Raw genomic sequence first — 21,977 nt, forward strand, 5'->3', positions numbered from 1 at the left:
ATAAAATGATGTTGGGGATTTTTGCCCCAACATTATAAAGGTAAATATTATCATAAGTAGAGGGTGGAACCTATGAAGTGTCCAAGATGTGACAAACCGATTAACGATGGAGAATCTTACTGCCCACATTGTGGGTACAAACTGGAAAAAAAGAAATCAAGGACATGGATCATGATAGGCGGCGTTGTGCTGGCTGGAGTCGTGCTTGGCTCTGTTGTCGCACAGACCGGTTACCATGCGTTCGAAAAACAGGTCAGTGAGACGCAAGGTGAGCTGACTGCAGATTCGAAAGATGCACTGCCGGATCAGAAGACAATAGAGGCAAATAAGAAGAAAAACGAGACAGAACGAAAGCAGGAAGAACAGCAGGAACAGGAAGATGAAAAAGAAGATGAGATTACAATTTCTGTAGACGAAGCAACTCCTGTGGATCTTGATTCTTATGTACAGATTCAGCCTGTATCTTCCAAGGCGAGTTCAGAACTTGATGATAACACAGCCGAGAAAGCAATTGACGGTCAGGAAGTGACGTCGTGGCAGGAAGATGTAGCAGGATACGGACATGGTGAAAATCTTACACTTAAATTTGAAAAAACATATACGGTAAAGTATCTTGCACTGAAACTTGGAAGCTGGAAAGATGATGCTGCGTATGAGCAGAATAACAGACCGAAAGAACTGGATATTCAGACCGACCATTTAATTCGGAAAGTTACATTTTCAGATGAAAAAAAAGAATACTGGGTCACATTTTCAGATACATGTAAAACCTCTGAACTTAAGCTGATTATTGAGCAGGTATACAGAGGTCTCAAGACGAGCTGGAATGACACTTGTATTGCAGAAGTGCAGGTTTATGGAACTGAAGAATAAAAGGAGTGAATGAAATATGGCATTTCATGAAGTACCAATTGAAAGTCTTGAATTTAACCCATTTAAGAAGATAAGTAAACAGTGGATGCTGATTACAGCAGGAGATGAGAAGAAGTCAAACACGATGACAGCAAGCTGGGGCGGCCTTGGTATTATGTGGGGAAAGAATGTTGCAACTGCATACATCCGCCCAAACCGTTATACAAAAGAATTTGTAGATCAGACGGATCACTTTACGTTATCATTTCTCCCGGAGGAGGAGCGCAAAGCGCTGAACTACTGTGGAACAGTCAGTGGACGTGATGTGGAGGATAAGTGGGCGGCAGCCGGACTTCATCCTTATCCGGTCGACGGAACAACAGGAGTGGAAGAAGCAGAGATGATTTTTGTATGTAAGAAGTTATATCATCAGGAAATGAAACCAGAGTGCTTTGATGCACCGGAAAACGATGAGAGATGGTATCCGGAGAAAGATTACCACATAATGTACATGGCAGAAATCGAGAAAGTACTGGTGAAATAATGAAAGTTTCAACAAAAGGAAGATATGCACTTCGGATCATGATCGATCTTGCAGAGCATAACACAGGCGGATATATTCGCTTAAAAGATATTTCGAAGCGACAGGGGATTACACTGAAATATATGGAGCAGATCATGCCGATCCTCACGAAATCAGGATATGTAAAGAGCTTTCGTGGAAATAACGGTGGTTATATGCTGGCAAAAAAACCAGAAGAATATACAGCTGGAGAGATTTTACGGGCAGCAGAAGGCAGTCTGGCTCCGGTAAGCTGCATTGAAGATGAGCCAAATGCATGCGGACATTATGAACAGTGTAGGACAGTGAAGTTTTGGGAAGGTCTTTGGGATGTGATCATAGAGTACACGGATCGATTTACTCTTGCAGATCTGATGAAAAATGAAGACATTGAAAACCCAATATGCAAAGAAGGTTAAAACGTAAGACAGGAGTGTAAGATATGACACTGACACAGTTAAGATACGTGATTACAATTGCAGATACCGGGTCTATGAATGAGGCATCAAAAGCACTTTTTATCTCGCAGCCAAGTTTGTCGCAGGCAGTCAAAGAGCTGGAGACAGAGATTGGAGTAGAGTTATTCAAGCGAAGCAACCGAGGGGTGTCGGTTACCCAGGAAGGAATCGAATTTCTGGGATACGCAAGACAAGTTGTAGAACAATATGAACTGATTGAGTCTCATTATATCGAACGTAAAAATGTAAAGAAAAAATTCGGAGTGTCTATGCAGCATTATACATTTGCAGTTAATGCATTTGTGGAAATGGTCAGACAGTTTGGCATGGATGAGTACGAGTTTGCGGTCCGTGAGACGAAAACATATGAAGTCATTGAAGATGTAAAGGAATTTCGCAGCGAGATAGGAATTATTTATATCAATGATTTTAATCAGAAGGTATTGACGAAGATGATTAAGGAGTCTGATCTGGAATTTCATCCAATTTTGGACTGTGGTGTCTATGTTTATCTTTGGAAAGGGCATCCTCTTGCAAATAAGGAAGAGATTTCCATAGAAGAACTGGAAGAATACCCGTGTCTTGCATTTGAGCAGGGGAATTATAATTCGTTCTATTTTGCAGAGGAAGTGTTAAGTACTTACGAATACAAGCGCCTGATCCGGGCGAATGACCGGGCGACCCTTTTAAATCTCATGGTAGGGTTGAATGCATACACACTTTGCTGTGGCATTATATGTGAGGGACTCAACGGTGAAGATTACTGTGCAGTGAAGCTGAAATCCAATGAGCATATGACGATTGGTTATCTGAAGCGAAAGGGTGTGGCACTTAGTCCTTTGGGACAGAAATATCTGGAAGAAATCCGAAAATACAAAGCTATGGGCATGGACATCCGTGGCGTGGAAGATATAAAAGCGGATCAAAAGCAGAGCTAGAAGTGAAGAAGAAAATATGAGAAAGATACAGGAAGCTGGCTATAGGAATTACTTATAGCCGGCTTTCTTTTTTACATATTAGACAGGTAGGAATTGTCATGCTATTATATACCTATCAAACAGATAGGAAATGTGTTTGATAGAAACAATGAAAATAGCAGAGCAATCTGCAAAAAACACACCCAAAAAACAAGTGAGATTGTTGGCAAGGTGAATAGAGATTTAGTAGAAGAAAAGGAGATAGGGATTATGAGTGAAAAAATTACAAGAGAGAACAGAAAATTTAAATTTGAGACATTGCAGTTACATGTAGGACAGGAGCAGCCGGACCCGGTTACAGATGCAAGAGCAGTTCCGATTTACCAGACATCATCTTATGTATTCCGCAACAGCGATCATGCAGCAGCAAGATTTGGTCTGGCAGATGCTGGTAACATTTACGGACGTCTGACAAACCCAACGGAAGATGTATTCGAAAAGAGAATCGCAGCACTGGAAGGTGGCGTTGCAGCACTTGCAGTTGCTTCCGGAGCTGCCGCAATTTCATACACAATCGAGAACCTGGCACAGAACGGTGATCACATCGTAGCAGCTAAAAATATTTATGGTGGATCCTTCAACTTATTAGAGCACACACTTCCACAGTATGGAATCACAACAACATTTGTTGACATTTTTAATGAGGAAGAGGTTGAGGCAGCATTCCAGGAAAATACAAAAGCATTATTCATTGAGACACTTGGAAATCCGAACTCAGATGTAGTAGATGTAGAAAAATATGCAAAAATTGCACATGCACATAAAGTACCGTTGGTAGTAGACAACACATTTGCAACACCTTATCTTGTAAGACCAATCGAGTACGGTGCTGACATCGTTGTACATTCCGCAACAAAATTCATCGGTGGACACGGAACAACAATCGGTGGAGTCATTGTAGACGGAGGAAAATTTGACTGGGAAGCATCGGGAAAATTCCCTTCACTGACAGAACCAAACCCAAGTTATCACGGAATCAGCTTCACAAAAGCAGTTGGAGCCGCAGCATTTGTTACAAAGATCCGTGCAATCCTGCTTCGTGATACAGGTGCAACAATTTCACCATTCCATTCATTCCTGTTCTTACAGGGACTTGAGACACTTTCACTTCGTGTAGAGCGTCATGTACAGAATGCACTGAAAGTTGTAGAATACTTGAACAACCATCCACAGGTAGAGCATGTAAATCACCCATCTGTATCCACAGATCCAGAGCAGCAGGAACTTTACAAGAAATACTTCCCGAACGGTGGAGGATCTATCTTCACATTCGAAATCAAAGGAGATGCGCAGAAAGCAAAAGACTTTATCGATAATTTGGAGCTCTTCTCACTCCTTGCAAATGTAGCCGATGTTAAATCACTTGTAATCCATCCGGCAACAACAACACATAGCCAGTGCACGGAAGAAGAACTGTTAGACCAGGGAATCAAACCAAACACTATCAGACTTTCTATCGGTACTGAAAATATTGACGACATTATCCAAGACCTTGATGAAGCATTCAAGGCAGTAAAATAACCCTATCTCACATGAATTGGGAACGTAGCTGATCAATGATTGACTACGTCCTCAATTCAATTTTATGCAGGGCAGAACTTATTAAAATTTCAAGTACATCGTACTATATGGTGGAATTTCTAATTTTCCGTCCATATGAATTTCTGTATTACTGATCAGGTCATGGACCGTTCCATTCAATTCCTGATGCCATGCAGTATAGGGTGAGTCAGATGCATTGACAGTGACCAGTATACGTTCTTTTTCTGAGCAACGCTCGAATACGAGTTGATGATTCTGGATCACTACATTTCGGTAAGAGCCATTGCAGAGTGCATCACTGTTTTGACGGATCTGGATTAATTTTTTAATGAATTTTGTGAGTTCATTTGGTTTTGGTGCATCAAAACATGGGCGAAGTGCATAATCATTGTCTGGTGCTTTCTCGCCTTTTTCGCCCCATTCACTTCCATAATAAAGGCATGGTATGCCTGGCATACCAAGAAGCAGACCGTATGCCAGTGGAATATGTGCCGGGTTAGTCAGGATGCTGGCGAGTCTTGTGACATCGTGGTTATCGGCAAAAGTCATAAGATGCTTTCCGCGGTAAATGCACCAATCCTCTGGTCCGAACTGGCGGTTCAGGGAATGTGCGATTTCAAAAAGATTCATGCAATTGAAGCTGGAATAAAGTCCTTTATAACATTCGTAATTCGTGCAACTGTGAAGCATTTCATCATTGACAATCTGGTTATAATCTCCGAAAAGAACTTCTCCAATCAAGGCAAAATCGGGCTTTAATTCCTGAGTGAACTGTCGCAGACGTTTCATAAATTCGCGGTCCAGGCAATATGCAACATCAAGCCTGAGTCCATCGATGTCAAAAGTATCAATCCAGAAGCGGACACAGTCCAAAAGATAATCGACCACTGTCGGATTTTGGAGATTTAATTTGACCAGTTCAAAATGTCCTTCCCATCCTTCATACCAGAACCCATCGTTATAACAACTGTTACCATCAAAACTAATGTGGAACCAATCCTTATATGGAGAGTCCCATTTCTTTTCCTGGACATCACGAAAGGCCCAAAAGCCACGGCCGACATGATTAAACACACCGTCCAGTACAATCTTGATATCGTGATCATGCAAATCCTTGCAGACATCTGAAAAATCTTCGTTCGTGCCAAGCCGGCAGTCGATTTTTCGAAAATCTCTTGTATCATATCCATGATTGTCGGAATCAAAGATTGGATTTAATAAAATGGAATCTACACCGAGGTCTTTTAGATAATCGGACCACTCCATGATCTTGCGGATGCGGGGAACCGTTACACCATCATTGTGCACTGGAGCACCACAGAACCCAATCGGATAAATTTGATAAAATACACTGTTATAAGTCCACATAACTATGCCTTCTTTCTTTATGTAATATTATTTCTTTTTTATAGTAATTTGGAACCAGATAAATAGAATCAAGCCCTTTAAAATAGAAGTGATGGAAATGCTCCACCAGATTCCGCTAAGTGCCAGTGGCGTTGCAGTCAGTGCAAGTGCCATCGGGATTCGAAGCAGATTCAAAGTAATTCCGGTAATGGAAGGCGGCATTGTCCTGCCATAACCACAAAATGCACCAGAGGTTGTAATCTCCAGGCTGCTAAATAATTGAGAAAAACCAAGGATCATCAAGTAGCTGATTCCCATCGGAATAACATCAGGTTCTGTGATGAAAATCTTAAAAATCGGAGTCGGAAAGCATACCAAAAGTATGGTGCAGAAAAGACCCCACGGAAGTACGATTTTCAGAGCGGACCGATATCCGGCATGGATTCTGTCTTCTTTTCCGGCACCGTGATTCTGAGCAATAAAGGAATTGACGGCAGAGGCAAAACCATCTGAAGTCATCCAGGAAATCGATTCAATCTGCGCGCCGACTTTTTGTACGGCAACTGCAGCATCACCATATCCGGCAACCAGTCTTGCTATGGTCATGGAAATGCCAGTAAATACAAGACTCTGCAGACAGGAAGGAAGCCCGAGCCGGAAAATTTCTGAAGCTTTCTTAGAATCTGGAGCTTGCAGTAAATGAATATGGTGAAACAGAATCTGGTCTTGGCTTGCAAAAAATAAAAAAAGTAGTGTAACAACCATTTGTGCAATGATCGTCGCAATGGCTGCTCCCGTAACTTTTAATGCAGGAAATGGACCGATCCCGAAAATCAGAAGCGGATCCAGAATGATGTTGATAACAAGTCCTACGCTGGTAGAAAGAAAGGCGGGATGACTATTTCCGATAGCAGTAAACAGTCCGGTAAATATCTGATTTAAGAATGAAAATATTACAAGCCCACATGTAATCATCAGGTAGCTGACAGCATCATTTATAACGGATCTGCTTGTCAAATGAAAGAAAGCAATCAAAGGTTTGGAAAAAATCGTACATACCAGTCCATACAAAACGCCGAGAAGAAGTGTCATCTGAAATGTAGTGGCGGCATAACGCCCTGCAAAGTCTGTGCGTCCGGCACCAACTGCATGACCAACGTGAACCTGACCTCCCATTCTTGCTAAAGTAACAAGTCCGTTAGAAAGCCACATATACATGCCGGCAGCACCGACAGAAGCGACGGCGGAACTTCCCAGGCGTCCGATCCAGATCATGTCGATCATATTATAAGCCATCTGAATCAGCGAAGTTGCCATGATAGGAAGAGCTAGTTTGGTAAGTGAAGATAAAATGGGACCATTTATCAGGTCAATTTTCTTTTGCATATCAATAATTCCCCCAAGAAAAAATAGCAATGACATTGCCGCAAAAAAATAATTCTTGCATCATAATTGGGGCTTTTGACCCCAACATCATTTTATCAATCATAAGTTATGATATTGAGTCAAAACCTCTCAACTATGATACCATGAATGCGAAAAGAAAGATATAGAAGTAATAGAAAGAAATATCAGAAAATAAAGAAAAAGATAGAATCAGAGACTGAAAACATGAGAAAAGGGGGGCAAAAAAGTTCGGAAAAAGTATTGAAAATGGTTGACACACACGGGTCAGTATAATATAATATGACAGTATGGCAAAAGAAGAAACAGCATGAGGCCAAAGCCCCGGAATCATGTTGATTTCGATAGAGAAGCAAAAAAAATAAACGTTAAAGAATTACAGGAGGGAATTCCATGAAGACTTATATGGCTAATCCAGATAAGATTGAAAGAAAATGGTATGTAGTTGACGCTACAGGATATACATTAGGACGCCTTGCATCAGAAGTTGCTAAGGTTTTAAGAGGTAAGAACAAACCTCAGTTCACACCACACGTTGACACAGGTGATTATGTAATCGTTGTTAACGCTGAGAAGATTAAGGTAACAGGTAAGAAGATGAACCAGAAGATTTATTACAATCACTCTGAGTATGTAGGAGGAATGAAAGAGACTACATTAGCAGAGATGATGGCTAAGAAACCAGAGAAGGTTATCGAACTCGCAGTTAAAGGAATGCTTCCAAAAGGACCTTTAGGAAGATCTATGATTAAGAAGCTTCATGTATATGCTGGACCGGATCATGAGCAGCAGGCTCAGAAGCCAGTTGAGCTTACATTTTAAGGAAAGGTTGAAAGGAGGACATTACAGTGGCTAAAGCAAAATTCTACGGAACAGGAAGAAGAAAAAAATCAGTTGCAAGAGTTTACCTTGTACCAGGAACAGGTAATATTACAATCAATAAAAGAGATATCGATGAGTATCTCGGACTTGAGACATTAAAAGTTGTTGTTCGTCAGCCATTAGTTGCTACAGAGACAGCAGACAAATTTGATGTAATCGTTAACGTAAAAGGTGGCGGATACACAGGACAGGCTGGAGCAATCCGTCATGGTATCGCCAGAGCACTTCTTGAGGCAGATTCTGAGTACAGACCAGTTCTCAAGAAAGCTGGATACCTTACACGTGACCCACGTATGAAAGAGCGTAAGAAATACGGTCTCAAAGCAGCTCGTCGCGCTCCGCAGTTCAGCAAGCGATAATCGACTGCTCAGACTATATCAAAATGGTTCAAAAAGCCCGGAAAATCAAGGTTTTCCGGGCTTTTGCTATATCTAAACGGGCTGATATGGTTTGACCAAATTTGGCAAAACGAGAGCCGATTTCATCCAATTTTTAGTGGTCCGCAAGTGGTTAACTGGCTAAAAAGAGGGCAAAAAGAGGGGGAAGTGGTTCCCAAAGTGGTTAACCGAGAGCCGCTTTTTGGGGTGCTTTTCAGCCCTCCTTCCCCTCGTTTTTTGGCTGTGGCAGTTTGGCATAGTTTGAGCTAATTTGAATAATTGAATATGAATTTGATGTAGCACACAGTATAAATGCTGGGTGCTTTTTTCATTTCAGGAACTCGTATTCCGGCGATAGAAAGAGCCGTCACTTCACTGTTAATTTTGAAGTGGCGGCTTTTTCTATTTCCAGAAACAACAGCAACAATCAGAAATGAGGTGAAGTCATGAACACACAAATCATCGCCATCGCCAACCAGAAAGGCGGCGTTGGCAAAACAACAACCTGTGCGAACTTGGGAATAGGTCTGGCACAGGCCGGAAAGAAAGTGCTTCTGATCGACGGGGACCCGCAAGGAAGCCTGACAATCAGCTTGGGAAATCCGCAACCGGACAAGCTGCCATTTACACTGTCGGATGCAATGGGCAAAATTCTGATGGATCAGCCTATACGCCCCGGAGAAGGTATTCTGCATCATGCAGAAGGCGTTGACCTGATGCCTGCGGATATTCAGCTTTCCGGTATGGAGGTTTCTTTGGTAAACGCCATGAGCCGTGAAACGATTTTACGGCAATATCTGGACACACTGAAGGGACAATATTCCCATATCCTCATCGACTGCCAGCCCTCCCTTGGTATGCTCACAGTTAATGCGCTGGCCGCTGCGAATAGGATCATTATTCCCGTTCAGGCAGAGTATCTGCCCGCCAAAGGACTGGAACAGCTTCTATCTACGGTCAGTAAGGTGAAACGGCAGATCAATCCAAAGCTCCAGATTGACGGTATCCTGCTGACGATGGTGGATAACCGCACCAACTTTGCAAAAGAGATTGCTGCTTTGCTGCGGGACACCTATGGAAGTAAAATCAAAATCTTTGGAACGGAGATTCCACACTCTGTCCGTGCAAAGGAAATCAGCGCAGAGGGAAAAAGTATTTTCGCCCATGACCCTGGCGGCAAGGTGGCAGAGGGGTATCGAAATCTGACGAAGGAGGTGTTGAAACTTGAAAAGCAGCGCGAAAAAAATAGAGCTGGCCTCGGTAGATGATCTGTTCTCCACCGAAGAAGGCCGTCAGGATGCAAAGCTGGAAAAGATTCAGGAGATTCCGCTGTCTGAACTGCATCCCTTTAAGAACCACCCATTCAAAGTCAAGGATGACGAAGCCATGATGGAGACCGCTGACAGTATCAAGCAGTATGGCGTTCTGGTTCCGGCGATTGCTCGACCGGACCCGGAGGGCGGTTATGAGCTGGTAGCCGGACACAGGCGGCACAGAGCCAGTGAGCTGGCAGACAAGGAGACCATGCCGGTCATTGTTCGGGATTTGGATGATGATGCCGCCACAATCATTATGGTTGACAGCAATCTGCAACGGGAAAGTCTGCTCCCAAGTGAAAGGGCTTTTGCTTACAAGATGAAGCTGGAGGCTATGAAAAGGCAGGCTGGCAGACCGAGTAAAGAAAATTGTTCCCAAGTTGGGAACGATTTTGGGAAGAAGTCCAGCGAGGTTTTGGCAGAGCAAGTAGGTCAGAGTAAAAACCAGATTTTTCGTTATATCCGTCTGACTGAACTGATTCCTGAATTGATGGATATGGTCGATGAGAAGAAAATCGCCCTGAACCCTGCCTATGAGCTGTCCTTTCTCAAAAAGGAGGAACAGGTAGACCTGTTGGACGCGATGGACAGCGAACAGGCTACCCCTTCTCTTTCTCAAGCCCAGCGGCTCAAGAAATACAGTCAGGAGGGGCATCTGACCCTCGATATGATGCGTGTCATCATGGGTGAGGAAAAGAAAAGCGATCTGGACCGAGTGACATTTACCTCTGACACCTTGCGGAAGTATTTCCCTAAAAGCTATACGCCCCAGCGGATGCAGGAAACCATCATCAAGCTGCTGGAGGCATGGCAGAAAAAGCGTCAGAGAGACCAGGAACGATGAAAGGAGCCGCCTATGATGGATATTTCAGCCCGTGAGCTGAAAGGACACAACATTCTCGCCGTAGAGAGGTTTTGGGATAACACACGCTGGATGATTGAGTTTTCCGTCCTGCGTCCCAGCACAGCTTACGGCAGCCCCGGAGAGGAAATGAGGCTGTTTTTGACCGAGGATGGGTATCAGGCTGCCCTGCAAAGCCAGCAGCGCCGGGAGATCAAGATCAAGCGTTATGCTCGTGTGATTGAGGGACATATCCTCGATTTCAAACCGGGAAAACGCCGCCGCTCATAAACCCATACAACGAAAGGAAAGGAATGACTATGTGTACGGTAAAGGAAATTCAAGAAGCAATCCGGGAAGATTGCAAATCTCAGCATGACATGGATTCAACGGATATTGACCGAGTGATGCAAACACTTCCTTTCGCCCAGGAGGAGCCATTTACAGAGGCGCGTCCTCGAAAGCCGCTGTTTTGGTTCTATGCAAGAAAATTTGAAAAGTGTTGAACACCGCAATTCTTTGGAATGAGGATTGCGGTTTTTTTGTACCAAAAATTCGGAAGGAGTGAGGTCGATGGCCGTTTTTCGCATTGAACGGACCCGTGATTATACCGTGATGAGCAATCATCATTTACGAAATGCCAATTTATCGCTAAAAGCAAAAGGATTGCTTTCCATGATGCTGTCTTTGCCAGAGGACTGGAATTACACCACCCGTGGTCTTGCAAAGATCTGTAAGGAGGGCGTGGATGCCATAGGCGCTGCGTTGCGGGAATTGGAGGCTGCCGGTTACATTGTGCGGCACAAACTGCGTGACAGCCAGGGACGCATCAGTGATACGGAGTATGTCATATACGAGCAGCCACAGCTTAGAAAACCGGATACGGATTCACCAGATACGGAAAACCCGTATATGGATAAACCGGATACGGAAAAGCCCGCAGAATTAAATATAGAGAAATCAAATACTCAAAAACAAAATATTTATGGATCAAGTACCGATTCCATTCCCTTCCGGGATTGTGCGGCAGATTGTCTGCCGGAATGGAAAGGAAGGGATGCGATGTCACTCACAGAGATAGAGAGTTATCGGGAATTGATTCAGGAGAATATCGGGTATGAATACCTGTGTCAGCAGTATGAAACTTATCGGGAGGATTTGGATGAGATTGTGGAGCTGATCGTGGAAACGGTCTGTGCAAAGCGAAAGACCACCCGTATTGCAGGAAGCGATTTTCCGCATGAAATCGTTCGTTCCAGGTTCTTGAAGCTGGATAATTCGCACATTGAGTTTGTCATGGACTGTTTGCAGAAGAACACCACGGAAATTCGCAACATGAAACAGTATCTTCTGACCGTTCTGTTCAATGCACCGACCACGATAAGCAATCATTACACCTCACAAGTAAATCACGATATGTATGGCGGCTGGTAAATGGTCGCTTTTTTTATTGCCCGGAAGTGCCGGGAGAAAGGAGTAAGCATGATGTCTGAGGGAAAGACCATAGGGCAGCTGATGGAAGAAATGCGGGTAAAGGCAGGAGCGCAGAATTATCACGGTCATGGATATATGGACCTCCAGCGTTTTGCGGAGGACACCCGGCACATGATTATTTTTGATGTGCTAACGAACGATTCCCCTGTTGGCTGGAAAGGCGAACGAACCCGCCTGTTTCTGTCGGATACCGGTTATGAAAAAGCACTGGATAGTCAGGAAAAGGGGCAGATTAAGATTTTGAGCCACGCAAAGGTACGTCAGGGCAATCTGCACTATGACCATTCTGACCAGTTACGCTAAGGAGGGCGGTATGAAGCGTTATCTTCTGCGGCGGCTGGTGGTTCCGCCTTAGCAAAAAAAGAGATTCCCTGCAAACTTCGTGGAAAGGAGGCGAGAAAATGCAGGAAGAAGTGGAAAACAGAACTTTGACGCTGGTTGTCAGTGGAACAAAGTTTACCGGCAGAATGTTTAAGGCTGCCATAAGCAAGTACATGGCACATCGAAAGGAAAAGAAGCTGGAAAAACAGAGAAGCCGTGATGCGCCGGTTGTTCCGCATGGAAAACAGACTGTGAAGCAGCTTGTCGGGCAGAATCAGGGAATATCCAACATTGAGATCACAGACCCCTCTATCAAGGAGTTTGAGAAAATCGCCCGGAAATATGGTGTGGATTATGCGGTGAAAAAGGACCGCAGCAGTTCTCCGTCAAAGTACCTGATTTTTTTCAAAGGCCGTGATGCAGATGCTCTGACAGCAGCTTTTACAGAGTACACCAACAAAAAGGTCAAAAAGGCAACGAAAACAGAGCGCCCGTCCGTACTGGCAAAACTTAACCAGTTCAAAGAGATGGTTAAAAATGCTGTAGTGGACCGCACTAAGCGAAAGGAGCTGGAACGATGAAAAAGACATGGGACATCAAAAAGCTCATTTTGCTGAATATGCCGTATATCCTGCTGGGGCTGTTTGCTACCAATTTTGGAGAGGCATGGCGAATGGCACAAGGGGCGGATGCTTCAGAAAAGTTTCTTTCGCTGGTTGCGGTTCTGCCTGGGGCGCTGCAAAGTTTCTGGCCAAGCCTGCATCCATTGGACTTGTTGGTAGGGCTGTGCTGCGGTGTTGGTCTGAGGCTGGCGGTGTATCTTAAAAGCAAGAACGCCAAGAAATATCGACATGGTTTGGAATATGGTTCGGCCCGCTGGGGAACCCGTGAGGATATTGCACCTTACGTTGATCCTGTATTTCAGAACAATGTGATTCTGACGAAAACGGAGAGCCTGACCATGAACAGCCGTCCCAAGGACCCAAAGACTGCCAGAAACAAAAATGTACTGGTGATTGGCGGCTCCGGTTCCGGTAAGACCCGCTTCTGGCTCAAACCGAATCTGATGCAGATGCACAGCAGCTACGTCGTGACTGACCCGAAGGGAACCATTTTGGTGGAGTGCGGAAAAATGCTCCAAAGGGGTGCGCCCAAGCTGGGGAAGGACGGAAAGCCCATGAAGGATAAGCACGGCAAGGTCATTTATGAGCCGTACCGAATCAAGGTCCTAAATACCATCAACTTCAAAAAATCCATGCATTATAATCCCTTTGCGTATATTCACAGCGAAAAGGATATTTTGAAGCTGGTAACAACGCTGATCGCCAATACCAAAGGCGAAGGCAAGGCCGGAGACGATTTCTGGGTAAGTGCGACTCGTTCGCAGACGGTAAAAAGTCTGCGCACGAGCAACGGTTTTCCGTTGTTCGGAGAACTGGTAGTTTGATAGGTGGAATGACGGGGTAACGCCCTGAAACGCCTACCCTTGATGGGCGTGCATTAGCTGTAATGGCTGGTGTACGAAGCCCCATGACAAAGGCTGAGAGTAACCGTAACCACTGCCTAAAGTGGTCGAAAGCGGTCTGGAGGCAGACTGTGTTACCTATAAGCCGAGAGTCTATAAGATACCTATGGTTAGAATGTTCGCTTTGGCGGGCGGACTGACGAACCTGCGAATGTACAGGTCTAAAAGAAGACCACGCAGAAATGTGTGGGTGCGTTAATGCGCAGTCGGTGTGGCTTAGTAGAAATTGATCCTACGAACGACCATGCTGTGTTACAGGCACAGGCAAGCCGACAGGTCTATAGCAGGAACCTACGGGTATGTATGAACAGATAGAACTATCGGAACGAGGAAAGGCAGCAGATTCCGCAAGGAATAGTCTGACGAAAAACAATAAGCAGACGAACTGCTGCTGAAAAGTAGTGGTCGAACCTATGATGTGCTTGCGTTATGTGAGCTACGGAGGAATGGCCACAAGTCGGTTGAGATAAGCAGGCATTATTCAATCCAACATAAGGATTCGAGTAAGACCAAAAGGGTCACTTTCGCAAAAAGGAGGTGATGCCTTATGCCAAAGAAAAACAAAACTCTATGTGTAGATGACTTACGTCATGCCGAGTATTACGGTATGCAGCCAGTTTTTGATGAACTCTATCATCGAAGTTTGGAGGGAGAAAATTTTACCGACCTTATGGATTTAATTCTGAGCCGGGACAACATTCTTCTGGCATATCGGAACATCAAAGCAAACGGAGGAAGCTACACAGCAGGAACAGACAACAAAAACATCAGTGACATCGGGTGTTTACCGCCCGAAACAGTTGCAGAGAAAGTGAGGTTTATTGTCACAGGAAGTCAGCACGGATACCGCCCAAAGCCGGTAAGACGCAAAGACATTCCGAAACCAAACGGAAAAACCAGACCGTTAGGTATTCCCTGTATCTGGGACAGGCTGGTACAGCAATGTATCAAACAGGTCATAGAGCCAATCTGCGAAGCGAAATTCAGCGACAACAGTTACGGCTTTCGCCCGAACCGTTCCGTGGAACACGCCGTGCAGAAAACTTACACCATGCTTCAACGCATGAACCTGCATTATGTGATTGAGTTTGATATAAAAGGATTTTTCGACAACGTAAATCACAGCAAGCTAATGCGGCAAATATGGGCAATGGGAATACACGACAAGCAGTTGATTTTTATTATCAAGCGGATTCTGAAAGCACCGATTAGAATGCCAGACGGCACTACACTCATTCCAGACAAAGGCACTCCGCAAGGCGGTATCATTTCACCGTTGCTTGCCAATATCGTGCTGAATGAACTGGACAAATGGGTTGAGAGCCAATGGCAGAACCACCCTCTTGTAAAGGAATACGGGTATGAGAGGAAAATCAGAAACTCGATTACTTTTGACCGGAGCAAGGCATTCCTCAAAATGAGGAAAACAGGGTTGAAAGAAATGTATATCGTGAGATATGCAGATGATTTCAGAATTTTCTGCCGGAATAAAGAGGACGCTTTGAGAACGAAAGAGGCTGTAACGGCATGGATAACCGAGAGGCTGAGGTTGGAGGTATCGCCAGAGAAAACAAGGATAGTCAATGTTAGAAAACGCCATTCAGAGTTTCTTGGGTTTAAGATACGAGTCAGACCGAAAAGCAGGAAGTACATCGTGCAATCTCATATCTGTGACAAAAAGTTGGAACTGGAAAGGCAAAAACTGGTGGAACAGGCGAAACGAATTGCCCGACCTTCAGAGGGAAAAAGACCTTTGGACGAAATACGGCTGTACAATTCAATGGTTCTGGGAATACAGAATTATTTTCAACTTGCCACCTGCATCAGCATTGATTGCAGGAAAATCCACAGACAGGTCATGACAGTTTTAACAAATCGGCTCAATACAGAAACCGGGTGCAGACTTGTTCGAGAGGGCGGCGCAATGACCGAGAGCGAAAAAGAACGGTTTGGAAAGTCGGCAATGATACGGTATGTATCTGGAATCGACCAACCTATCTACCCTATCGCATACATCAAGAACAAGATACCGATGGCAAAGAAAGCGGCGGTTTGCAGTTACACGGTAGAGGGACGGGCATTGATACACACGAACCTAAGTATGAACTCATCTGTTCTATCAGGTTTGAGGAATCAACCGTCTATGGGGCGAAGCACAGAACTTACTGACAGCAGGATTTCACTATTCTCGGCTCAACGTGGAAAATGTGCGCTAAGTGGGGAACTCTTTGAAAATGCGGCTGACATAGTATGCTGGCTGAAAACACCGGCAGAATTGGGCGGCAAGGAACGCTATCGAAATATGATTTTGTTCCATAATAGATTTCTTCCACTCCTGCAAGAGTGTCCTAAGAATGAGCTAAAAGAGATAGCCGACACGATCAAGGCAACAAAGGAACTGATGTTAAAAGTGAACAGTCTGCGCCAGCAGGCTGGTTTGTCCGCAATAGAAAACTAACATTTCATTTGGTGATTGATTAAATGCTTGTGAAAACAACCGATGGAACGCCGGATGCGGTGAAAGTCGCACGTCCGGTGTGGAGTGGGGGAAAATCCGGCGATAACTTCAAAGGATTACCTATCACTATAAGCGGAAACATTGCTGTATTGCGCGTTGATTGGATATATCCACTATGAAGCTCCGGTGGAGGAGCAAAACTTCTCCACCCTCATCGAGTTCATCAACGCCATGGAAGTCCGTGAGGATGACGAGGAGTTCAAAAACCCCGTAGACCTGATGTTTGATGCACTGGAATCGGAAAAGCCAAACCACTTCGCAGTGCGGCAGTATAAGAAATATAAGCTGGCAGCCGGTGTTGTATGCTCTAAAAGACTTCTTAATCAAGCAGTTGGGAAGTCTCTTAGAACACACAACCTAAAACCGAAGAAAGGAGCGCAAGTTATGAGAAAAAACGAGAAAATCACAGCTCTGTACGAACGATTGAGCCGTGATGACTTCGGCAAAGACGATGACCAACAGCGTGAGAGCAATTCCATTTCCAATCAAAAGGCTATGTTGGAGGAGTTCGCCGCACGGCAGGGCTTTACGAACATTGTCCATTTCACGGATGATGGTATTAGCGGCACTTGCTTTGATCGTCCCGGATTTTTGGCAATGATGAAAGAAGTGGAAGCCGGGAATGTGGAGTACCTGTGTATCAAGGACATGAGCCGCATGGGTCGTGACTATCTGAAAGTCGGTCAGATTATGGAAATCCTGCGTCAGCGTGGCGTGCGACTTATCGCCATCAATGACGGCGTGGATAGTGCCAGAGGTGACGATGATTTTACCCCTTTCCGCAACATTATGAACGAGTATTACGCCAGAGACACCAGCCGAAAAATCCGTTCCACTTTCCAGTCCAAAGGCAAGTCCGGCAAGCACCTCACAGGCACGGTCATTTACGGCTATCTCTGGAACGAAGCAAGAGACCAATGGTTGGTTGACCCCGAAGCCGCAGAGGTGGTCAAGCGTATCTTTGCCATGACGATTGAAGGCTACGGTCCGTATCAGATCGCCAGCAAACTGAAATCGGAAAAGGTGCTTATTCCGTCCGCTTACCTTGCCCAGCACGGCGAGGGCGTGAACAAAAACAAGACTTTCAAAGATGTGTACGGCTGGGGTTCTTCCACCATCTGCAACATTCTTGAAAAGCGTGAATATCTGGGACACACCATCAATTTCAAGACCCGAAAGCACTTCAAGGACAAGAAAAGCCATTATGTCCCGGAGGACGAATGGACGATTTTTGAGAATACGCACGAAGCCATTATTGACCAGCAGACCTTTGACCTTGTGCAGAAAATCCGTGGGAATGTCAGACGCTACCCGGACGGCTGGGGCGAAGCAGCTCCCCTCACGGGCTTACTCTATTGCGCCGATTGCGGCGGCAAGATGTATGTCCACCGCACCAACAACGGCAAGCGCATTTCTCAATACACCTGCTCACAGTACACCAAAGTTCCTTGCGGAACGCTCTGCAAGACCCAGCACCGTATCAATGAAGATGTGGTACTGTCCCTTGTCTCTGAAATGCTGAAATCCATTGCCGAGTATGCGAAGCATGACAGAGCCGAGTTTGTCCGTGTGGTGCAGGAAGCGCAGTCCAGCCAGCAGACCACAGAGGTCAGGAAACAGCGGACACGCCTTGCCACAGCAAAGCAGAGAGTTTCCGAGCTGGAAGTCCTGCTCTGCAAAATCTACGAGGACAACATTTTAGGAAAGCTGTCCGACAGCAGATACGCCACTCTGGACGCTCAATATGAAAAGGAGCAGACCGAGCTTACCGCCGAAATCTCTGTTCTGGAAAAGGCTGTCAAGAGCTATGAGAAGCACGAAAAGGACGCTGACCGTTTTATCGCTCTGATTGACAAGTACGAGAACTTCGACAAGCTGACCATTGCTATGCTCAACGAGTTTATCGAGAAAATCCTTGTGCATGAGCGTGACCGCAAAGGCAGTATACAGACCACACAGGAGGTCGAGATTTACTTCAATTTTGTCGGGCGTTTCGTTCCCCCAGCGTTTGGAGAAGTGGAGCTTACTCCGGAGGAATTAGAGGAAATCCGCAAGCGTGAGGAACGCAAGGACAGGCTTCATCAGAACTACTTGAAGCGGAAAGCCAGCGGAGCGCAGAAGCGATACGAGGACAAAATCAAGGGGAGAAAAAAGGCAGAAATCGAAGCCAAGAAAGCCGCTATTCGTGCGGAGGATATTGCAAAGGGAGTGTTCGTCCCTGTCAGCAGTTTACCGCAGAGAGAGCCGATGAAAGGAGTACAAACAGCATGAATATCACTTATACACAGAACGGCGATTATCTTATCCCGAACATCGTTATCCGCAAGACCAAGCCCCTCGGACACTACGGCAGACTTCGCAAGGCGTATCTGGAAATGCACCGTCCGATACTGTTCAATGAACTGGTGCTATCCGACAAGCTCTTTGAGCATTGCGCCGAGATTGACGAAGCGGCACGAAACCGCATGGAGCTGATCGTGCGGTCACTGGCAGAGCAAAACGGCGTGACCGAGCAACTAAAAGCCAAAAACCAAATGGAATGGGTGCGGCAGATGAACGCTTGCAAGGCACAGGCAGAGGAGATTGTGAAAGCGGAATTGATTTATGATTGAGCGAGGAAGTCCGGGCAGAAAACTGTTCGGACTTTTCTCATGTAGTCCAAAGTTGCGGTAGAATTGTTCACGAGTTTTATGGTACAATTTATGCGAATAAAAAAAACGGAAAATTAGAATCTAACAAGAGAATGTGGTTGTATGAAAAAATCCATATTAGTATTTTGGGCAATCGTGTGTCTGTTACCTATTCAAAGGAGGTTTAAGAATTTCAAATGAAACATATAAGAAATATATTGCTGTTGATTACGATTATTTTTGCTTTTGTTATGCAAGCTGAAGTATATCAAAATATGCTCTGGAACTTTAATGGTGCTTATTATTTATCGTCCAGATACACAACTACTAATGACGATATGGATTCATTTTTAGCCAATGCAGAAGATACAGCTGAGAAGCATGGTGTTCATATTTTTTCGACTTTTAATCAGAGAGTTTCTAATTATCAGACAAGACTTTATATTTATGGTGATGATACCGTTGTTCGGGATAGTCTTAAAAGCACAATGGATATTGAGGAAAAAACATATACGGCTTTGATAGGCGGAATCACCGTAATAGAATTTGAAGATTTTAGAGAAGCAAAAAACACAGGCAATGGACAGGAAATAATGGTCAGCTATATCGGTGACGATGATGACATTATTGCCACATATCAAGATTTGGCAAAAGAATATTCTATATCGCAGCCAGAGTTTTGGCAATCAACCGAAACTGATATGATGTTCATTGTTTGGGGCCTGGTTGCCATATTGATGATTGTACTTAATATGATTGAGGTGATACGCAGACAAAAGGAAGTAGTTGTACGAGCTTCTCTGGGCGAAAATGCTGCTGTGATTGCTCTAAAAGCTGTAGTGGCTGATATGATTTCATATGCTGCATTATTCGTCTTAGCAAAGTTGCTTGTTTCTCAATTTATATCGGGAGCGTATGAAGATCATCTCATTTTGGCAGTGTATTGTGCCGGAGCAGTTCTTTCCGTAATTCCTTATGCTGCTTTTGTCCGCTTTGATGTAAAAAAAGCCTTTGCCAATGCTTCAGATAAAAAAGGTATGTTTTATCTTCTGAACGGTCTTAAAGTATTTGCTACTGCTATGACAATTTTTACAATAACTACAAATCTCAGTAGCATTCAAGGTAATTTACTTACAAACACTACTCTTTTAGAAAATCATTATAATGATTATTATTTTGGAGTTATGCAGATTGAACCTCCTTTTGAAGAAAATGAGGAGGAATCCAAAGAGAGCAAATTTTGGAATGACCTTTACGAAAATGAATACAACACTATAAATCCGGTGGTCTGCATAGGCAGCCGGATAAGCGATACGGATAATTATATTTTTGTAAATCATAATGCCAGAGATATGCTACAAGGGTTTTCTGATATGCTTACTGAAGATGATGAAAAAGAGGATATCGTGGTCTTCGTGCCAAAGGGAAGAAATGCGGAATCATACAAAGATATCGCAAAAGAGGAAATTGACTCTCTTACCCAAAATGCAGAAGAACTGCGTGTTGTTTATAAAGAATATTCTGGCAGAGAGCAATTTTATTATCTCAATTCGAACAGAGAAGAGGCTATTGACGGATTGTCAAGAGCAACAAATCCGATTGTTATTTATCAGGCAAATGAGGCTGTTGCTTTGAATGGAAGTTATATCGAAACAGGAACATATAATGGTGAGGTAATCTACGGATGCGATGAAAGCACAATTCGTAATGCTGCGAAAAAATATGCAGAACAGCTTGGTTCACACTATTTTATGCTGACGAATGTCGGAGAGGATTACATTTATAGTCATAGTTTCCTTGTAAAATTGATTAGCTTTATAAGCTCTCTTTGCGTATTAGTATTGCTGTTAGATATAGCTATCATCGTATCTGAAGCGAAAATGGAATTTAGACTTAGCTCTATGGAAATCTCCCTCAAAAAGGTTTTAGGTTATAGCTTTTATGAAAGGCACAAAAGATTTATTTCCGTTAATCTCATAGAAAATATAGCCGTTGTGATATTGATTTGCATTGTTTCGATTTTTATATCTAACGCAAGTGTCGGGATTGCTTTACTAATTGGATCATTGCTCACCATTATTGAAATGGCAATCATTTTCACAAATATTATGTGGGTTGAAAAAACAAATATCTCAAAGTCATTGAAGGGAGGATGTTTATGATTATAATTCGTGGCTTAAATAAAGCATTTGGAGAGAAAATAATTTTCTCCAACTTTAATTTGGAAATTCCGGATGGAAGTTTTGTAGTAATCAGCGGGGATAGCGGCAGTGGAAAAAGCACTTTGCTCAATATGATTGGTGGTATCGAAAAGCCGGATAGCGGCAGTATCATAATCGAAGGGCTGAATATTACCCGGCTTAAAAATAAAAACAGTTTTTTTGCGGATACAGTGGGGTTTCTTTTTCAGAATTTTGCACTGCTTGAAAATAAGACAGTTAAAGAAAATTTAAGTTTGATTAAAAAATCAAGCCGAACTAAAGTATCACTTAAAGAAGCTCTTAATCGTGTGGGGTTATCAAAGGAAGTTAACAAAAAAGTTTATCAGCTTTCCGGTGGTGAACAACAGAGAGTTGCTTTAGCTCGTCTTATGATGAAAAAATGTTCTGTTGTTTTGGCAGATGAACCTACTGGCTCACTTGACAAGAAAAATAGAGATATTGTTATGAGGTTGTTGCACGAACTCAATGAAGAAGGTAAAACGGTTATCATTGTTACCCACGATCAGGGTATTATTGAAGATGAACCTTATGTTGTGAAAATCTGAGAGTACCTCTTAGAAATGTCTTGATCTACATTTTATATAATTTGGGTCAGAAGAAAATCCCTTTAGGAACTAAAGGGCGCACTTCTATACTCTCCTATCGGGAGTATGTGCGTCCTGCGGAGCTTCATTCCCAGTCAGCAGAAGAAAACTGCCCGACCGAGAAT

General features: G+C 43.9%; 21 protein-coding genes and 1 pseudogene. 20 read left to right on the forward strand and 2 right to left on the reverse strand.

The window, feature by feature from the left end; all coding sequences use genetic code 11:
- Positions 1 to 72 precede the first annotated feature (72 nt).
- The 5 genes from NQ560_RS02810 (at position 73) to NQ560_RS02830 (ending at position 4,370) form a co-directional block, all read left to right on the forward strand.
- Complete coding sequence (locus NQ560_RS02810; RefSeq protein ID WP_005335970.1) at positions 73 to 873, forward strand: zinc ribbon domain-containing protein; 801 nt, start codon at positions 73 to 75, stop codon at positions 871 to 873.
- A gap of 16 nt (positions 874 to 889) precedes the next feature.
- Positions 890 to 1,396, forward strand: coding sequence for a flavin reductase family protein (locus NQ560_RS02815; protein ID WP_005335968.1), 507 nt, complete (start codon positions 890 to 892; stop codon positions 1,394 to 1,396).
- Positions 1,396 to 1,833, forward strand: a complete 438-nt coding sequence (locus tag NQ560_RS02820; protein ID WP_005335966.1) for an RrF2 family transcriptional regulator — start codon at positions 1,396 to 1,398, stop codon at positions 1,831 to 1,833. Before NQ560_RS02815 ends, NQ560_RS02820 begins: the two co-directional genes overlap by 1 nt.
- A gap of 23 nt (positions 1,834 to 1,856) precedes the next feature.
- Complete coding sequence (locus NQ560_RS02825; RefSeq protein ID WP_005335964.1) at positions 1,857 to 2,810, forward strand: LysR family transcriptional regulator; 954 nt, start codon at positions 1,857 to 1,859, stop codon at positions 2,808 to 2,810.
- A 249-nt stretch (positions 2,811 to 3,059) separates the two neighbouring features.
- On the forward strand, positions 3,060 to 4,370 hold the full coding sequence (locus tag NQ560_RS02830; protein WP_040015740.1) for an O-acetylhomoserine aminocarboxypropyltransferase/cysteine synthase family protein: 1,311 nt from the start codon (positions 3,060 to 3,062) through the stop codon (positions 4,368 to 4,370).
- Between the two features lie 81 nt (positions 4,371 to 4,451).
- On the opposite strand, the gene NQ560_RS02835 is transcribed toward NQ560_RS02830, so the two are convergent.
- Both NQ560_RS02835 and NQ560_RS02840 read right to left on the reverse strand, forming a co-directional pair.
- Positions 4,452 to 5,759: an alpha-amylase family glycosyl hydrolase gene (locus tag NQ560_RS02835; protein WP_005335960.1), complete on the reverse strand. Its 1,308-nt coding sequence runs from the start codon at positions 5,757 to 5,759 to the stop codon at positions 4,452 to 4,454.
- Positions 5,760 to 5,786: 27 nt separating this feature from the next.
- Positions 5,787 to 7,124 carry an MATE family efflux transporter gene (locus NQ560_RS02840; RefSeq protein ID WP_040015739.1) on the reverse strand — a complete coding sequence of 446 codons (1,338 nt, stop codon included), beginning with the start codon at positions 7,122 to 7,124 and terminating at the stop codon, positions 5,787 to 5,789.
- Between the two features lie 411 nt (positions 7,125 to 7,535).
- Between NQ560_RS02840 and rplM the strand changes: the two genes are divergently transcribed.
- From rplM to NQ560_RS02915, 15 genes and pseudogenes are all read left to right on the forward strand, one after another.
- A complete protein-coding gene (gene rplM / locus NQ560_RS02845; RefSeq protein WP_005335954.1) occupies positions 7,536 to 7,964 on the forward strand; it encodes a 50S ribosomal protein L13 in 429 nt (142 codons plus the stop codon).
- 26 nt (positions 7,965 to 7,990) lie between these two features.
- Complete coding sequence (gene rpsI, locus NQ560_RS02850; protein ID WP_005335953.1) at positions 7,991 to 8,383, forward strand: 30S ribosomal protein S9; 393 nt, start codon at positions 7,991 to 7,993, stop codon at positions 8,381 to 8,383.
- A 464-nt stretch (positions 8,384 to 8,847) separates the two neighbouring features.
- Complete coding sequence (locus NQ560_RS02855; protein WP_005335951.1) at positions 8,848 to 9,669, forward strand: ParA family protein; 822 nt, start codon at positions 8,848 to 8,850, stop codon at positions 9,667 to 9,669.
- Positions 9,626 to 10,561, forward strand: coding sequence for a ParB/RepB/Spo0J family partition protein (locus NQ560_RS02860; protein ID WP_005335949.1), 936 nt, complete (start codon positions 9,626 to 9,628; stop codon positions 10,559 to 10,561). Before NQ560_RS02855 ends, NQ560_RS02860 begins: the two co-directional genes overlap by 44 nt.
- A gap of 12 nt (positions 10,562 to 10,573) precedes the next feature.
- Positions 10,574 to 10,849: a DUF5720 family protein gene (locus NQ560_RS02865; RefSeq protein WP_005335947.1), complete on the forward strand. Its 276-nt coding sequence runs from the start codon at positions 10,574 to 10,576 to the stop codon at positions 10,847 to 10,849.
- A gap of 23 nt (positions 10,850 to 10,872) precedes the next feature.
- Complete coding sequence (locus tag NQ560_RS02870; RefSeq protein WP_005335946.1) at positions 10,873 to 11,064, forward strand: hypothetical protein; 192 nt, start codon at positions 10,873 to 10,875, stop codon at positions 11,062 to 11,064.
- Between the two features lie 67 nt (positions 11,065 to 11,131).
- Positions 11,132 to 11,992 carry a DUF6017 domain-containing protein gene (locus NQ560_RS02875; RefSeq protein WP_005335944.1) on the forward strand — a complete coding sequence of 287 codons (861 nt, stop codon included), beginning with the start codon at positions 11,132 to 11,134 and terminating at the stop codon, positions 11,990 to 11,992.
- Positions 11,993 to 12,043: 51 nt separating this feature from the next.
- Complete coding sequence (locus NQ560_RS02880) at positions 12,044 to 12,355, forward strand: DUF5720 family protein (RefSeq protein ID WP_040015755.1); 312 nt, start codon at positions 12,044 to 12,046, stop codon at positions 12,353 to 12,355.
- 98 nt (positions 12,356 to 12,453) lie between these two features.
- Entirely contained in the window at positions 12,454 to 12,954 is a 501-nt protein-coding gene (locus NQ560_RS02885; protein WP_005335941.1) for a PcfB family protein, read from the forward strand.
- Positions 12,951 to 13,748: pseudogene (locus NQ560_RS02890) on the forward strand (type IV secretory system conjugative DNA transfer family protein); the annotation flags it as partial. The gene NQ560_RS02885 and the pseudogene NQ560_RS02890, both read left to right, overlap by 4 nt.
- Before the next feature lie 697 nt (positions 13,749 to 14,445).
- Positions 14,446 to 16,356 carry a group II intron reverse transcriptase/maturase gene (gene ltrA / locus NQ560_RS02895; protein WP_005335938.1) on the forward strand — a complete coding sequence of 637 codons (1,911 nt, stop codon included), beginning with the start codon at positions 14,446 to 14,448 and terminating at the stop codon, positions 16,354 to 16,356.
- A 444-nt stretch (positions 16,357 to 16,800) separates the two neighbouring features.
- Positions 16,801 to 18,687: a recombinase family protein gene (locus NQ560_RS02900; RefSeq protein ID WP_330371220.1), complete on the forward strand. Its 1,887-nt coding sequence runs from the start codon at positions 16,801 to 16,803 to the stop codon at positions 18,685 to 18,687.
- On the forward strand, positions 18,684 to 19,028 hold the full coding sequence (locus tag NQ560_RS02905; protein ID WP_004845299.1) for a TnpV protein: 345 nt from the start codon (positions 18,684 to 18,686) through the stop codon (positions 19,026 to 19,028). The genes NQ560_RS02900 and NQ560_RS02905 overlap by 4 nt, the downstream gene beginning before the upstream one ends.
- Positions 19,029 to 19,243: 215 nt before the next feature.
- Entirely contained in the window at positions 19,244 to 21,208 is a 1,965-nt protein-coding gene (locus NQ560_RS02910) for a hypothetical protein (protein WP_005335929.1), read from the forward strand.
- Entirely contained in the window at positions 21,205 to 21,813 is a 609-nt protein-coding gene (locus NQ560_RS02915) for an ATP-binding cassette domain-containing protein (protein WP_002593328.1), read from the forward strand. Before NQ560_RS02910 ends, NQ560_RS02915 begins: the two co-directional genes overlap by 4 nt.
- Positions 21,814 to 21,977: the final 164 nt, after the last annotated feature.

It is taken from the genome of Dorea formicigenerans (assembly GCF_025150245.1).
Classification (GTDB): domain Bacteria; phylum Bacillota; class Clostridia; order Lachnospirales; family Lachnospiraceae; genus Dorea; species Dorea formicigenerans.